The following is a 14,371-nucleotide window of genomic DNA, read 5'->3' as shown; positions in this document are numbered from 1 at the left end:
CACATGGTGACTCCAGTCTGGCTGTTCGATCTCGACGACACGCTGCACGACGCCAGCGCACACATCTTTCCGCACATCAACCAGGCGATGACGGACTACGTGGCGCGCCTGCTGCAGGTCGATTCGGTCGAAGCCAACCGGCTGCGCATGCACTACTGGCAACGTTACGGCGCGACCCTGTTGGGCCTGATGCGCCATCATGGCGTCGATCCGCGCCACTTCCTGCATCACACTCACCAGTTCCCGGACCTGCCGCGCATGGTGGTACACGACCGCGCGCTGTGCGGCCTGCTGCGCCGGTTGCCCGGCCGCAAGGTGGTGTTCAGCAATGGCCCGCGCGCCTATGCACATGCGGTCATCGACCTGCTGGGCATCCGCCCGATGCTGGACGATGTGATCTGCGTCGAGGATGTGAACTTCAAGCCCAAGCCGATGCTGCAGGCCTACCGCAAGGTGCTGCGCCGTCTGCGCGTGCCCGCCTCGCGCTGCATCATGGTGGAGGATTCGGCCGAGAACCTGCGTACGGCCAAGCGCCTGGGCATGCGCACGGTGTGGATCACGCGCCGGATGCAGCGGCCGCCGCATGTCGACCAAGTCCACCGCAGCGTGCTGCAGCTAGCGCGCGGCTGACTCCATCACGACCGCCTCGCCATAACCGGCGTGCGGCCGCAAGCCTGCAAGCCTGCTGAATCCATGGCGCTGCCAGAACGTCATGGCCTGCCCCACGGCCACCAGCACGATGCGCCGCAAATGCCTCGCCTCCGCAGTAGCCTGCAGCGCGTTCACCAAGCGACCCGCGACACCGCGGCCCGCCGCCTGCGGGTGCACGGCCAGGTCGTGGATGAACAGGTACTCGGGTAACGCGCAAGCCGGCAAGGCCTGATGCAGGACCGGCAGATCGCCCGCCCAGGGATGGGCGAACAGGTAGGCACAGACGGCACCTGCGTGCTCAGCCACGAAACAGCACTGCGGCGCGGCCTTCAGATGCGTCAGCAATACGGCCTGCGCCTCATGATGGCTGGGCGGATAGGCCGCACACTGCACCGCGTGGATCACCGCCATGTCCTCGGCCCGCATCGGCCGGACACACAGCTCACCCACGCTTGAGCACGCGCGCTGCCTCCAGCGCGAAGTAAGTGAGCACGCCGTCGGCACCCGCGCGCTTGAAGGCCAGCAGGGATTCCATCATGCAGGCTTCCTCGTTGAGCCAGCCATTGGCGCCGGCAGCCTTGAGCATGGCGTACTCGCCACTGACCTGGTAGACGAAGGTCGGCACACGCAACTCCTCCTTCACGCGACGCACGATATCGAGGTAAGGCATGCCAGGCTTGACCATGACCATGTCGGCGCCTTCCGCGAGATCCAGTTGTACTTCGCGGATCGCCTCGTCGCTGTTGGCCGGGTCCATCTGGTAGCTGTACTTGTTGCCCTTGCCCAGATTGCCGGCCGAGCCCACCGCGTCGCGGAAGGGGCCGTAGAAGCTGGAGGCGTACTTGGCCGAGTAGGCCAGGATGCGCGTGTGGATATGCCCGCCGGCCTCCAGCGCGCTGCGGATACGCCCAATACGGCCATCCATCATGTCGCTGGGCGCCACCACGTCGGCTCCGGCCTGGGCATGGCACAAGGCCTGTTTCTCCAGCGCCACCAGGGTCTCGTCGTTGAGCACGTAGCCGGTGGCGTCGATCAGCCCGTCCTGGCCATGGCTGGTGTAAGGGTCCAGCGCCACATCGGTGATCACGCCCAGTTCCGGAAAGCGCGCCTTCAGCGCCTGCACGGTGCGCGGCACCAGGCCGTCGGGGTTCCAAGCCTCGTCAGCCGCCTCGTTCTTGAACGCACTGTCGACCACGGGGAACAGCGCCAGCGCTGGCACGCCCAGCTCCACGGCTTGCTCGGCCACGTGCAGCAGCTTGTCGATGGATAGGCGCGACACGCCGGGCATAGAGGAGACCGCCTCGACGCGCTGCTCGCCATCCAGCACGAACACCGGATAGATCAGGTCATCGGCCGACAGGTGCGATTCGCGCATCAGGCGGCGGGAGAAGTCGTCACGGCGCATGCGGCGCGGGCGAATGGCGGGAAAACGGGCGTCCTGGGTCATGGTCTGCGATGTAAAGCTGGGTGAAAACCACCGGCAATTCAAAATGGCCGGAACTATTCTGGAATGGCAGGATCATAGCCTGCAGATGGCGCCAGCCATCTCCCGCTTCACCTCCCTGAGCGGGCGCCTGGACACACTCCCCCGGGTTGTTCAGGTTGTTTGAGCCCCCCGACGTGTCCCCTCGCGTCGGGGGTCATTTTTTTCCAGAGTGCTTGAGAAGCCGGCTGCGCGTCGCGCTGGCTGCGTTGGCATGCTCGCCGTACCACTTGTACGGCTGTGCGTGCCGCCTTGCCAGCACGCCGCTCGCTCGGCTTCCCAAGCACTCTGGCTGGCCTGTCGGATGCTTACTCTGAACCCTCGCCGCTTTGCGGCTCGGTCGGTTCGTCCGAATAGGGCTTCAACCACTCCGCCACCACCACTTCGCACTCCTCGATACCGGTCTTCTTGAGACTGGAGAAGAGTTGCACAGTGATGTTGTCACCCCAGGCCTTCAGCTCGCGCCGCACGGTGGCCAGGGTCTGGGTGGCGGGGCCACGGGTCAGCTTGTCGGACTTGGTCAGCAGCACGTGCACCGGGCGACCGCCCTGGGCGTACCAGTCCAGCATCTGGCGGTCGAGCGGGGTCAGGGGGTGGCGCGCGTCCATGATCAGGATGAGGCCGATCAGGTTCTCGCGCCGCGACAGGTAGTTCTCCAGCAGCCGGACCCATTGCTTGCGGATCGCCTCGGGCACCTTGGCGTAGCCATAACCAGGCAGGTCCATCAAGGCGGCACCGGACTTCATGCGGAAGATGTTGATGAGCTGGGTGCGACCGGGCGTCTTGGAGACGAAAGCGAGCCGGGTGTGTTGCACCAGGGTATTGATCGCGCTGGACTTGCCCGCGTTGGAACGGCCGGCGAAGGCGATCTCCGGCCCTGTGGGGGGAGGCAGGTCCTGCGGCTTGGCAATCGAGATCTCGAACTGGGCGTGGCGGAAGATGGACATGAAGCGTGGCGTGGGCGTGACACCGGCTGTCGCCGGGCGGGCACCGTGTTATAGAATCGCCTGATTCTAATCGCCCCACGCCTTCGAGACGACAATGATCAAGCGCACTTTCCTCCTGGCCTTGCTGTTCGCGGCCCAGGCCAGTTCCGCCCAGACCGCCCAGAAGCCCGCCCCGGACCTGGCAAAGGCCAAGCAGACCGCCGAAACGGTGTGCGCCGCCTGCCACGGTGCAGACGGCAACAGCGCCATCTCGGCCAACCCCAAGCTGGCCTCCCAGCATGCCGCCTACCTGGAAAAGCAGTTGCTCAACTTCAAGCCAGCCAACGGCAAGCCGGCCGAGCGCAACAACGCAGTCATGGCCGGCATGGTGGCAGCCCTGACGCCGGAAGACATGAAAGCGCTGGCGATCTATTTCTCGCAGCAGAAGCTCAAGCCCGAAGTGGCCAAGAACAAGGCCACGGTCGAGTTCGGTCAGAAGATCTGGCGCTCCGGCGATGCCGGCAAGGGCATCCCGGCCTGCGCCGGCTGCCACGGCCCGGCCGGTGCAGGCCTGCCGGCCCAGTACCCGCGCCTGGCCGGCCAGTTCGCCGACTACACCGAAGCGCAGTTGAAGGCCTTCCGCGACGGTGCCCGTGCCAATGATCCGAGCTCGATGATGCGCGCCATCGCCGTACGCATGACCGACCCCGAGATCAAGGCCGTGTCGGACTACATTGCCGGCTTGCGCTGAGAGCCTGCTCTCCCCGGAGACGAAAGGGCTGCCACGGCAGCCCTTTTTCTTGGTCTCAGCGCTCGGCGCGCCGACGCAGGAAATCGTCCAGCTCGGCTTGGCTGAAACCGGCCGCGAGGCGCGCCTCCACGTTCAGCGGCGCCTTGGGCCGCGGTGCATCGAATTCAGCCATCAGACGTTGGAAGGCGGCTTCCGGCACTTCGCCCCGACGCGCGCATTCGACCCGAAACCAGTGGTCGCCCACCGCCACATGCCCCACTTCGTCACGCAGGATGATGTCCAGGATGGCCAGCGAAGCCTGGTCACCGATCTCCCGCAGCTTGCGCTGGATCGGCGGCGTGGCGTCGAGCCCGCGTGCCTCCAGCAGGCGCGGCACCAAGGCCATGCGGGCCAGGAAGTCGTGGTCGGTCGCCACCGCCATCTCCCACAGCCCGTTGTGTGCATCGAAGTCGCCATAGGCGAACCCAAGCTCGCCCAAGCGGCCTTGCAGCAACGCGAAATGCTCACACTCCTCACGTGCCACGCGCAGCCATTGGGCTACGAACAGGTCGCCCTCCACCGAAAAACGCAACACGCAGTCCAGCGCCAGATTGATCGCGTTGAATTCGATGTGGGCGATGGCGTGGAGCAAGGCGGCATGGCCTTCGCGCGAACCCACGCTGCGGCGGGGCACCTGGTCAGGCGAAACCAGACACGGGCGCGCAGGACGCCCCGGCAATTCGACACGGCCCAGCGGGCTGCGCCCGCCACGCGAGAGCTCACCGGCCAGCCAGTCCGCCTCCAAGGCATGTACCCGTGAGCACTTTTCGGCCGGGTCGCAACACAGCAGGGCCGCAGCGGCTCCCGCCTCCACGCAGTTCATCGCAGTAGCAGGAAGGCGGCGGCGGCCACGGCAGTTGGCGGCAAGGCGGCGGTGAATAGGCGTCGCGCACTGATGGACTGATCCGGAAAGTAATTCTTGAGCATCGCGTAACCTGCCGGATTGGGCGCATTGGCGATCACGGTCAGGCCGCCGCCGGTCACGGCCCCCGCCACAAGGGCGTATTTGAAACCGTCATCCACGCCCGACACCAGCGAACCGAGGTAGGTCAGCGCGGCATTGTCAGTCATGGCCGTCAGCCCCATCGCGCCGAAGAACAGCACGAGATCATGCATGTCCGCGAGCAGGGGCTGCAGCCACCATTTCTGCATCCCGCCCAGCACCACGAGACCGGCCAGGAACAAGGCCACCATCAATCCTTCACGCAGGATCAGGCGGTCCTGGAACTGCTTATAGGCATCCGCCAGCCCCAGGAACAGCAGAAAGATCGCCATGAACACGACGGGATGATGGGCGAAATAGACCACGCCACCGAGGAACACGAGATGAAGCGCGATCACCCAGGCCGGCAAGGGGCGTTGCTTGCCGGTCTCGGCCACGCTCGGCAAAGCCAGCAACTCGCGCCGACACCACCAGGTCAGCACACCCGCGTTGATCAGCACTGCGATCGCCGCTTTCCAGCCGAAAGTGCTGAAGACATAGGCGGTGTCCCAAGACCAGGTGCTGGCGACCATCAGGATGGGAGGCGCGGCAAAATTGGTCAGGGTGCCACCGATGGAAATGTTCACGAACAGCACACCCAGCGTGGCGTACTTGACCGATTCCGGGATGCCGCGCGAATAGAAGCGCTCGCGCAGCATCAGGGCAGCCAGGGTCATCGCGGCCGGCTCGGTCACCAGTGAGCCGAGCAAGGGCACGAGAAACAGTACGACAAAGAAATAGGCGACGTTCTCCGACAGCGGCAGGCTGCGCGCCACCGTGCTCACCAAGCCACCACAGAAACGGATCACCGGCTTGGTCGCGGCAATCACCATGATCGCGAACACGAACATGGGCTCGGTGAAGTTCAGCACCTCCATGTAGGCCACCGCAGAGTCAACGCTGATGCGCAGCGCCATGATCACGACCAACACGGCGGCCCAGATGCCGAACACGGCCTCTACTTCGGCGAAGAAATGCCATAGCCCCGCATGCGCGGGTTGCTTGTGCGCCAGCACCTCGAAACGGTGGGTCAGGAAGGTGTGCGCAATCGCCAGCGCAAACAGCACGGTCGCGATCGTGTCGATCTGGTGCATCCGGAATTCCCCCGAAACGTATTAGAAGCTGCTTGACTGCCTGTGCCGGCATTCGGTTCCACGCCAGCAGATCATAGAACGCAAACGGGCACCATACGGTGCCCGTGATCGACGCGAAGTCTACCTGCTCAGTGTTGCGGCGCCGTGCTAACGCTCGGCGTCTTGATCTCCTTGTGCGGCTCATGCGGCTCCCAACCCACCACAGTAAGCATCACGAAGAACCCGATGACATAGGCCACCGCCACATACCAGCCATGGCGCAGCCACTTGGCCACCGACTTGGCTTCCGGGTACATGTTCGACAAGGCCACGCCTGCGGACGAACCGAACCAGATCATCGAACCGCCGAAGCCCACGGCATAGGCCAGCACGCCCCAGTCGTAGCCACCTTGCTTGAGCGCCAGCGCGGTCAGCGGAATGTTGTCGAACACGGCAGACACGAAGCCCAGGCCGAAAGCCGTTTGCCACGACGCCAACGGCAACTTTTCCACCGGCATCAGCGAAGCGCAGCTCACCAGCGAGAGCAGAAAGATGGAGCCCTTGAAGGCTTCCGGCAGCACCTCCCAGTCCGGACGACGGACCGCCACCGACACCAGGATCGCCAGTACCACGGCAACGCCGATGAAGGGGAATCCATTGGCCAGCTCAGGCATGCGGGTATTGATGTACACGTTGGTGATGATGGCCGCGACCAGGATGAACCCCACGATGCCTACGCGCCCCCAGTCGATATGGGTGTGTTCATGTGCGTTCTTGATGATCGGCGAGTACTTGTGTTGCGCGATGGAGGCCGGAATGCCGAACACCACCAGCGCAACCCCCGCCGCCACGTAGGCATGCAGCACATCGGCCGGATCCACACCGTCGATCCACATCATGGTCGTCGTGGTGTCGCCCACCACGCTGCCAGATCCACCCGCATTCGAGGCCGCCACGATTGCCGCCAGGTAACCGATGTGCACGCGTGCGCGGAACAGTTGATGCGCCATCGCGCCGCCGATCAGCGCCGCCGCGATGTTGTCGAGGAAGCTGGACAACACGAACACCATCACCAGCATCAGGAAGCCGCCCTTCCAGTCGTTCGGCAGGAACTTGGGCAGCACCACCGGCACATGGCTCTTCTCAAAGTGACGCGCCAGCACCGCAAACCCCATCAGCAGACACAGCAGATTGGCCAACGTGACCCATTCGTGACCGAAATGGCTGACCAAGCCCCCCAGGCCAGAGCCATGGGCAAAGCCGGTGAAGATCAGCTTGTAGATCACGATCACGGTGAGACCGGTCAGGCCGACCTTCAGCGTATGGTCGTGGAACAGCGCCACGCCCAGCAGCGTGCAGGCAAACAAGATGAAATCGACCGGAATGCCGAACAACGCGGGCAACTCGCCTGCCGAGGCCCAAGCCGGATTGAAGAACACAAGAAGGCTCAGCGCCAATGCTGAGCGCGACAAGACTCGAGACATGGTTTTCCCTGGTTTTTGGTTATGTATGTAACAACTGCTGCGCTATTCACGCATTGCCCGCTGAAGGAGCAAGAAAGGCACCACCCGGGTGCACGCTTCCCACCCTCCTCACCCGGCAGTAAATCAGGCCAGATGACGGACGACTTTGTTATATGTCAGACAAAGCTAATGGAAGAATGTCTGTCCTGCAACAGGGGGAAACCACCAAGCCCGCCTCGCCTCAGCGCATGCCCGGCAGCATGCCCTTGAGCCCGCCCATGCCACGCATGAGCTTGCCCAGTCCGCCCTTGCTGAACTGCTTCATCATCTTCTGCATCTGCTCGAACTGGTTGAGCAGGCGATTGACTTCCTGCACCTGCACGCCGGCTCCGGTCGCGATACGGCGCTTGCGGCTGGCCTTGATGAGTTCGGGGTTGCTGCGCTCGGCCGGGGTCATGGCATTGATGATGCCTTCCACGCGGCGCATGGACTTCTCCGCCGCATCCCCCTGCACCTGCGACGCCGCCTGCGCGAACTGCGCCGGCATCTTGTCCATCAGCGCCGACAGACCACCCATGTTGCGCATCTGGCCGATCTGTTCCTTGAAGTCATTGAGATCGAAACCCTTGCCCTTCTTCAGCTTGTCGGCAAACTCGCGCGCTTTTTCCTCATCGACCATCGTGCGCGCTTCCTCGACCAGCGACAGGATGTCGCCCATGCCGAGGATGCGACTGGCCATGCGTTCGGGGTGGAATTCTTCCAGCCCGGTCAGTTTCTCGCCCACGCCCGAGAACTTGATCGGCTTGCCCGTCACCTGGCGCACCGACAGCGCCGCGCCGCCGCGCGAATCGCCATCCAGCTTGGTCAGCACGACGCCGGTCAGAGGCAGCGCCTCGTTGAAGGCACGCGCGGTGTTGACGGCGTCCTGACCCAGCATGGCGTCGACCACGAACAGGGTTTCGATAGGCTGCACGGCCGCGTGGAGCTGTTTGATCTCGGTCATCATGGCTTCGTCGATCGTCAGACGACCGGCCGTGTCGACCAGCAACACGTCGAAGTAATGACGCTTGGCGTAGTCGATCGCGGCGTTGGCAATATCGACCGGCTTCTGCTCCACAGTGGAGGGAAAGAACTCGGCGCCGGCCTGACCGGATACGGTCTGCAACTGCGCGATGGCCGCCGGGCGATAGACATCGCAAGAGACCGTCAGCACCTTCTTCTTGTGCTTTTCCTTCAGGAACTTGGCCAGTTTGCCGACGGTGGTGGTCTTGCCCGCGCCCTGCAAGCCCGCCATCAGGATGATGGCCGGCGGCTGCGTTGCAAAGCTGAGCGCCGACTGAGCCCCCCCCATGATTTCGGTGAGCTCCTTGTGCACCACGCCGACCAGCGCCTGGCCTGGCGTCAAGGAACCGACCACCTCTTGCCCCAGCGCCTTCTCCTTGACTCGCGCAATCAACTCCTTGACCACCGGCAGCGCCACGTCCGCCTCCAGCAAGGCCATGCGCACCTCGCGCAGCATCTCGGCGATATTGTCTTCGGTCAGGCGTGCCTGCCCGCGCAGCGTCTTGACGACCTTGGCGAGCCTTTGAGTCAGGTTATCCAGCATGGGTAGGATCGAGAAGGGTGAGGGTCGATGAGGCGCAACGAATAGGGCTGCGTGTCTCCACCCGGACAGAGGCGGTTACACTGCGCGAATGTCCGCGATTTTACTGCATCTGCTACCCGCCTCCATTTACGTTTTCCTCGGGCTGATCTGGCGGCGCCTCCATGCGGCCAGCGGTGGCTCGGCAAGCTCGCTGTTGCATGGCCTGCCGCTGCTCGCCCTCGCCCTGCACGCTGGCGCGCTATACCAGGACATGTTCGCGGCTGGCAGCCTGCGCTTCGGGCTGGCCAGCTCGCTCTCGCTGACCTTGTGGCTGGTCGTGGCCGTGTATTTCTTCGAAAGCCATTTCGCCCGCATCAACAAGCTGCTCGCGTGGGCCATGCCGGTCGCCGCAATCTGTTGTGTGTTGCCCCTTGTCCTGCCCGGCCCGCTGCACCCAGGAGCACTGGACACCTGGACCTTCCGCGGCCATTTCATTGTCGCCATGCTGGCCTACAGTCTCTTCACCCTCGCCGCGCTGCATGCCCTGATGATGAGCCTGGCCGAGAAGCAACTGCACCGCGCCCGTCTCAACCCCGGCATGGAAGGCCTGCCGCCCTTGCTGACCCTGGAGAACCTGCTGTTCCGCCTGATCGGGATCGCCTTCATCTTCCTGACCCTGACGGTGCTATCCGGCGTCGTCTTCTCCGAGCAGGTTTTCGGCAAACCCTTCACCTTCAGCCACAAGACCATCTTCACCCTGCTCTCCTGGCTGGTATTCGGCGGCTTGCTGCTTGGGCGCCACCTGCGCGGCTGGCGCGGCCGCACAGCACAGCGCTGGACTCTGACGGGCTTCCTGTGCCTGCTGCTGGCCTACGTCGGCACCCGCTTCGTGCTGGAGATCATCCTGGCCCGCCCTTGATTCGTCGCCCTGATGCCACCACAAATCCCGCAGACCTTCATTCGCAGGCTTTTTGGCCGACAATACCGACAGGATGCACGGGTGTCCGACTGTTCGCGCCCATCGGCGGGCCACCAGTCACGCTTGGCGGGAGGATGCTTTACAAAGCGCGCAGGACGGGCGCAACATGAAGTATCGCGTGTAAGTTATTGATAACGGATAAAGATTCATGGCGGCAAACCCCCAGGCAGCGCTCAGTGGTCTGGCTCGGGCCCTGGTCCAGCATGGCCGACTCTCCGAAGCGGATGCCGTCGCCTGCTCCAGTGCGCCCGGGAATCCTGGCGGATTCGTCGCCGAGGTCGTCCAGCGCGGAGTCATGAAGCCGATGCAACTCGCGGTATTCGGCGCCGAAACCTTCGGCTTTCCGGTACTCGATCTGGCGATGTTCGACGAGGCCCAGGCCCCACGCGACGCCATCGACCCCAAGCTGGTCACCAAGCATCAGGTCGTCGCCCTCAACAAGCGCGCCAATCGCCTGACCGTCGCCCTGGCCGATCCGACCAACCTGCGGGCGATCGACGAAATCCGCTTCCAGTCCGGCATGGCCGTCGACCCAGTCGTGGTAGAAGTCGACAAGCTCGTCCAGTTCATCGCCAAGATAACGGAGTCCGCGGCCAAGACGCTGGATGACCTCACCAAGGGCGACGACTTCGATCTCGACAGCATGACCGAGCTGGCGGAAGAGGACACCTCTGCCGATACCGGCGCCGGAGCGGACGTGGACGACGCGCCCGTGGTGCGCTTCATCCAGAAGATGCTGACCGACGCCATCAACGAAGGCGCCTCGGACATTCACTTCGAACCCTACGAGAAGTACTACCGCATCCGCTTCCGCACCGACGGGGTGCTACGCGAGATTGCCCAGCCCCCGCTCGCCCTGAAGGAGAAGATCGCCGCCCGCATCAAGGTCATCTCGCGCCTGGACATCGCCGAGAAGCGCGTTCCCCAGGACGGCCGCATGAAGCTGGTGATCTCCAAGCAGAAGGCCATCGACTTCCGGGTTTCCACCCTGCCCACCCTGCACGGCGAGAAGATCGTGATGCGTATTCTCGATCCCAGCTCCGCCATGCTCGGGGTCGACGCTCTGGGTTATGAACCTGACCAGAAGCAAGCCTTGCTGGATGCGGTCAACCGGCCCTATGGCATGGTCCTGGTCACCGGCCCGACCGGTTCGGGCAAGACGGTGTCGCTCTATACCTGCCTCAACATCCTGAACAAGCCTGGCGTGAACATCTCGACAGCGGAAGACCCGGCCGAAATCAATCTGCCCGGCATCAACCAGGTCACCATGAACGACAAGGCGGGCCTGAACTTTGCCGTATCGCTCAAATCCTTCCTGCGGCAGGATCCGGACGTGATCATGGTGGGTGAAATCCGTGATCTGGAAACCGCCGAGATCTCGATCAAAGCGGCCCAAACAGGTCACTTGGTGCTGTCCACACTGCACACCAACGATGCCCCGACCACCTTGGAGCGACTGCGCAACATGGGGGTTGCGCCCTTCAACATCGCCTCCAGCGTGATCCTGATCACCGCCCAGCGTCTTGCTCGCCGCCTTTGCTCTTGCAAGAAACCCGTCGACATCCCTGTCGAAGCGCTACTACAGGCAGGCTTCGCGGAGAACGACCTGGACGGCAGTTGGCAACCCTACGGCCCAGTTGGCTGTGATCGCTGCAAAGGCTCCGGCTACAAGGGCCGCGTGGGCATTTATCAGGTCATGCCGATCTCCGAAGAAATCCAGCGCATCATCATGACCGGCGGCAACTCGATGGACGTCGCGGCACAGGCGCAGCTGGAAGGCGTGCGCGATCTACGGCAATCCGGCCTGCTGAAGGTCAAACAAGGCGTGACCTCGTTGATCGAGGTACTGGCAACCACCAACGAATGATCCTATCGGACTGATACATGGCCACCGCAACCCGCACCCGTACCCCACGTCCCCGCCAGCAGGAATCCAAGGAGATTCTCTTTACCTGGGAGGGCAAGGACAAAGTCGGCAAGATCGTGCGCGGCGAAATGCGCGCGCATACCGAAAACGTGGTCCAGGCCACCCTGCGCCGCCAGGGCATCTCGGTCACCAAGGTCAAGAAACGCAGCTTCGGCCGGGGCGCCAAGATCAAGGACAAGGACATCGCGATCTTCACCCGCCAGCTCGCCACCATGATGCGATCCGGCGTGCCGCTGCTGCAGTCCTTCGATATCGCCATCAAGGGCTCCAGCAACCCGGCCGTGGCACGCCTGCTCAATGAAATCCGCAATGACGTCGAGACCGGCACCAGTCTGTCTCAGGCCATGCGCCGACATCCCATCTATTTCGACCAGCTTTACTGCAATCTTGTCGGTGCGGGCGAACAGTCCGGTGCGCTTGAAAACCTGCTGGACCGCCTGGCTACCTATAAAGAGAAGATCCTAGCCATCAAGGGCAAGATCAAATCGGCACTGTTTTACCCAATTTCCGTGGTAGTCGTGGCTGGCGGCGTTGTGACGGTCATGATGTTGTTCGTTATTCCGCAGTTCAAGAGTGTATTCACAAACTTCGGCGCCGAACTGCCAGCCCCAACCCTGTTCGTCATCGCACTGTCGGATGCATTTGTGAATAACGCGCCCATCCTTTTTGGTAGCCTGATTGCTGCTGTCTTTGCCATCAGTTATTTCTACAAACGTTCCCCCGCCATGCAGGCCGCAGTGGACAAGGCAATCCTACAGATTCCAGTCATCGGGGAGATCATCCGTAAGGCCACGATCGCGCGCTGGACCCGTACCCTGTCCACCATGTTCGCAGCAGGCGTACCGCTGGTGGAAGCGCTGGACTCAGTCGCTGGCGCTGCCGGTAACCACATCTACAAGGTCGCAACCAAGAACATCCAGAACGAAGTCGCCACCGGGACTAGTCTCACGGTGGCGATGCAGGGCGCCCAAGTCTTTCCCGCCATGGTGGTTCAGATGGTTTCGATCGGCGAAGAGTCCGGCCAGTTAGACGGCATGTGTTCAAAGGTCGCAGACTTCTTTGAGCGCGAAGTCGACGAAATGGTGGCCGGTCTGTCCCAGCTCATCGAACCCCTGATCATTGTGTTCCTGGGCGTGGTCATTGGTGGCCTTGTCGTCGCTATGTACCTGCCGATCTTCAAGCTCGGTGCCGTCGTCTGACCTTATCTGCGGGCCTCCTTCAGGGCGGCCCAGTTCCTTCATGACCGATTATCTACACGTCCCGACTGTGCTGATCAGCATATGCACCGTCATCGGTCTCTGCGTCGGCAGCTTTCTCAATGTGGTGATCCATCGCCTGCCCAAGATGCTGGAGAACCGCTGGCGTGCGGAAGCCGCCGAGTTCACCGGCGAGCAGGTCGCGGTCGAGCGTTTCAATCTCGCCGTACCGCGCTCACGCTGCCCACACTGCGGACACCTCATCACGGCCCTGGAAAACGTTCCACTGTTCAGCTACCTGTTCCTGCGCGGTCGCTGTCGCCACTGCCAGGCCCCCATCAGCGCACGCTACCCGGTCATCGAAGTGCTGACAGCCGCACTCTCCGGCTTGGTGGCAGCCAAGACGGGCTATGGCCCGGCATGCCTCGGCGGCCTGCTGTTCGTCTGGGCCGCCATCGCGCTGACCTTCATTGACCTCGACACCTTCCTGTTGCCGGACGACATCACCCTGCCCCTGCTGTGGCTGGGCCTGATCTTCAACCTGTGGGGCGTGTTCGCCGAACTGGATGCGGCGGTGATTGGCGCGATGGCGGGCTATCTCGCGCTGTGGAGCATTTACTGGGGCTTCAAGCTGCTGACCGGCAAGGAAGGAATGGGCTATGGCGACTTCAAGTTGCTCGCCGCCATCGGCGCCTGGTTCGGCTGGCAGGCCTTGCCGATGGTGATCCTGCTGTCCTCCGCGGTCGGCGCGCTGGTCGGAATCGGCCTGATCCTGTTTGCACGTCACGGCCGCGAAACACCCATCCCCTTTGGTCCTTATCTTGCCGCAGCGGGGGTTCTTACCCTGTTCTTTGGCGACATTCTGCGCGCCTGGCTACTGCCGGGTGCTTGAATCTCGCGCAAACCATCCCCATCTACTGCTAGCCGGAAGCGACAAGAACATTTCTTGCTTGGCTGCATTCCGCTAAACTCTGTTATTTCGACTTCACTTTTTGGAATCGGGAGCAGTCATGCCGATTTACGAATACCGCTGTGGCGAGTGCGGCCACACCAAAGATCATCTGCAGAAGGTTAGCGACGAGCCTATCGCCGTTTGTCCCGCCTGCGGTAGCGCTTCCTATGCGAAACAACTGTCCGCCGCCGGTTTCCAGCTCAAGGGCAGCGGTTGGTACGCCACCGATTTCAAGGGCGGCACTTCGTCCTCTGCATCCGCCAGCAAGACGGAAGCCAAGTCCGAGTCGAGCGCCAGCAGCGCAGCCCCCAGTACGCCTTGTGGAGGTAGTTGCGCCTGCCACTAAGGTGGCTCGCTGCCTCAC

General features: G+C 62.9%; 14 protein-coding genes. 7 read left to right on the top strand and 7 right to left on the bottom strand.

Annotated elements, in window-relative coordinates; translation table 11 throughout:
* The first annotated feature begins 3 nt into the window (after nucleotides 1–3).
* A complete protein-coding gene (locus NMB43_RS05305) occupies nucleotides 4–630 on the top strand; it encodes a pyrimidine 5'-nucleotidase (protein WP_494351114.1) in 627 nt (208 codons plus the stop codon).
* Here NMB43_RS05305 and NMB43_RS05300 read toward each other — a convergent pair.
* The 3 genes from NMB43_RS05300 to yihA all read right to left on the bottom strand — a co-directional run bounded on the left by NMB43_RS05300 (nucleotide 616) and on the right by yihA (nucleotide 3,081).
* Nucleotides 616–1,062, bottom strand: a complete 447-nt coding sequence (locus NMB43_RS05300) for a GNAT family N-acetyltransferase (protein ID WP_494351113.1) — start codon at nucleotides 1,060–1,062, stop codon at nucleotides 616–618. The genes NMB43_RS05305 and NMB43_RS05300 overlap by 15 nt on opposite strands.
* A gap of 31 nt (nucleotides 1,063–1,093) precedes the next feature.
* Nucleotides 1,094–2,098, bottom strand: coding sequence for a porphobilinogen synthase (hemB, locus tag NMB43_RS05295; RefSeq protein WP_494351112.1), 1,005 nt, complete (start codon nucleotides 2,096–2,098; stop codon nucleotides 1,094–1,096).
* A 344-nt stretch (nucleotides 2,099–2,442) separates the two neighbouring features.
* Complete coding sequence (gene yihA / locus NMB43_RS05290) at nucleotides 2,443–3,081, bottom strand: ribosome biogenesis GTP-binding protein YihA/YsxC (RefSeq protein ID WP_494351111.1); 639 nt, start codon at nucleotides 3,079–3,081, stop codon at nucleotides 2,443–2,445.
* A 94-nt stretch (nucleotides 3,082–3,175) separates the two neighbouring features.
* On the opposite strand from yihA, the gene NMB43_RS05285 reads away from it, so the two are divergent.
* The gene (locus NMB43_RS05285; protein WP_494351110.1) at nucleotides 3,176–3,811 is read left to right on the top strand and encodes a c-type cytochrome; all 636 of its coding nucleotides are present in this window, start codon (nucleotides 3,176–3,178) and stop codon (nucleotides 3,809–3,811) included.
* A 55-nt stretch (nucleotides 3,812–3,866) separates the two neighbouring features.
* Here NMB43_RS05285 and NMB43_RS05280 read toward each other — a convergent pair whose 3' ends face one another.
* From NMB43_RS05280 to ffh, 4 genes are all read right to left on the bottom strand, one after another.
* Nucleotides 3,867–4,673 carry a ferritin-like domain-containing protein gene (locus NMB43_RS05280; protein WP_494351109.1) on the bottom strand — a complete coding sequence of 269 codons (807 nt, stop codon included), beginning with the start codon at nucleotides 4,671–4,673 and terminating at the stop codon, nucleotides 3,867–3,869.
* Nucleotides 4,670–5,926 carry a putative Na+/H+ antiporter gene (locus tag NMB43_RS05275; RefSeq protein ID WP_494351108.1) on the bottom strand — a complete coding sequence of 419 codons (1,257 nt, stop codon included), beginning with the start codon at nucleotides 5,924–5,926 and terminating at the stop codon, nucleotides 4,670–4,672. Before NMB43_RS05275 ends, NMB43_RS05280 begins: the two co-directional genes overlap by 4 nt.
* 128 nt (nucleotides 5,927–6,054) lie before the next feature.
* Complete coding sequence (locus tag NMB43_RS05270; RefSeq protein ID WP_494351107.1) at nucleotides 6,055–7,389, bottom strand: citrate transporter; 1,335 nt, start codon at nucleotides 7,387–7,389, stop codon at nucleotides 6,055–6,057.
* Nucleotides 7,390–7,609: 220 nt separating this feature from the next.
* Nucleotides 7,610–8,974, bottom strand: a complete 1,365-nt coding sequence (gene ffh / locus NMB43_RS05265; protein ID WP_494351106.1) for a signal recognition particle protein — start codon at nucleotides 8,972–8,974, stop codon at nucleotides 7,610–7,612.
* An 88-nt stretch (nucleotides 8,975–9,062) separates the two neighbouring features.
* On the opposite strand from ffh, the gene NMB43_RS05260 reads away from it, so the two are divergent.
* From NMB43_RS05260 to NMB43_RS05240, 5 genes are all read left to right on the top strand, one after another.
* Entirely contained in the window at nucleotides 9,063–9,872 is an 810-nt protein-coding gene (locus NMB43_RS05260) for a cytochrome C assembly family protein (protein ID WP_494351105.1), read from the top strand.
* 208 nt (nucleotides 9,873–10,080) lie between these two features.
* Nucleotides 10,081–11,799: a type IV-A pilus assembly ATPase PilB gene (gene pilB, locus NMB43_RS05255; RefSeq protein ID WP_494351104.1), complete on the top strand. Its 1,719-nt coding sequence runs from the start codon at nucleotides 10,081–10,083 to the stop codon at nucleotides 11,797–11,799.
* Nucleotides 11,800–11,816: 17 nt separating this feature from the next.
* Nucleotides 11,817–13,058 (top strand): type II secretion system F family protein, encoded by a 1,242-nt coding sequence (locus NMB43_RS05250; protein ID WP_494351103.1) that lies wholly within the window; start codon nucleotides 11,817–11,819, stop codon nucleotides 13,056–13,058.
* Nucleotides 13,059–13,098: 40 nt separating this feature from the next.
* Complete coding sequence (locus tag NMB43_RS05245) at nucleotides 13,099–13,947, top strand: prepilin peptidase (RefSeq protein WP_494351102.1); 849 nt, start codon at nucleotides 13,099–13,101, stop codon at nucleotides 13,945–13,947.
* Nucleotides 13,948–14,065: 118 nt separating this feature from the next.
* The gene (locus NMB43_RS05240) at nucleotides 14,066–14,353 is read left to right on the top strand and encodes an FmdB family zinc ribbon protein (RefSeq protein WP_494351101.1); all 288 of its coding nucleotides are present in this window, start codon (nucleotides 14,066–14,068) and stop codon (nucleotides 14,351–14,353) included.
* Nucleotides 14,354–14,371: the final 18 nt, after the last annotated feature.

It is taken from the genome of Uliginosibacterium sangjuense (genome assembly GCF_059132465.1).
This window is presented reverse-complemented; position numbering and strand designations above follow the sequence as displayed.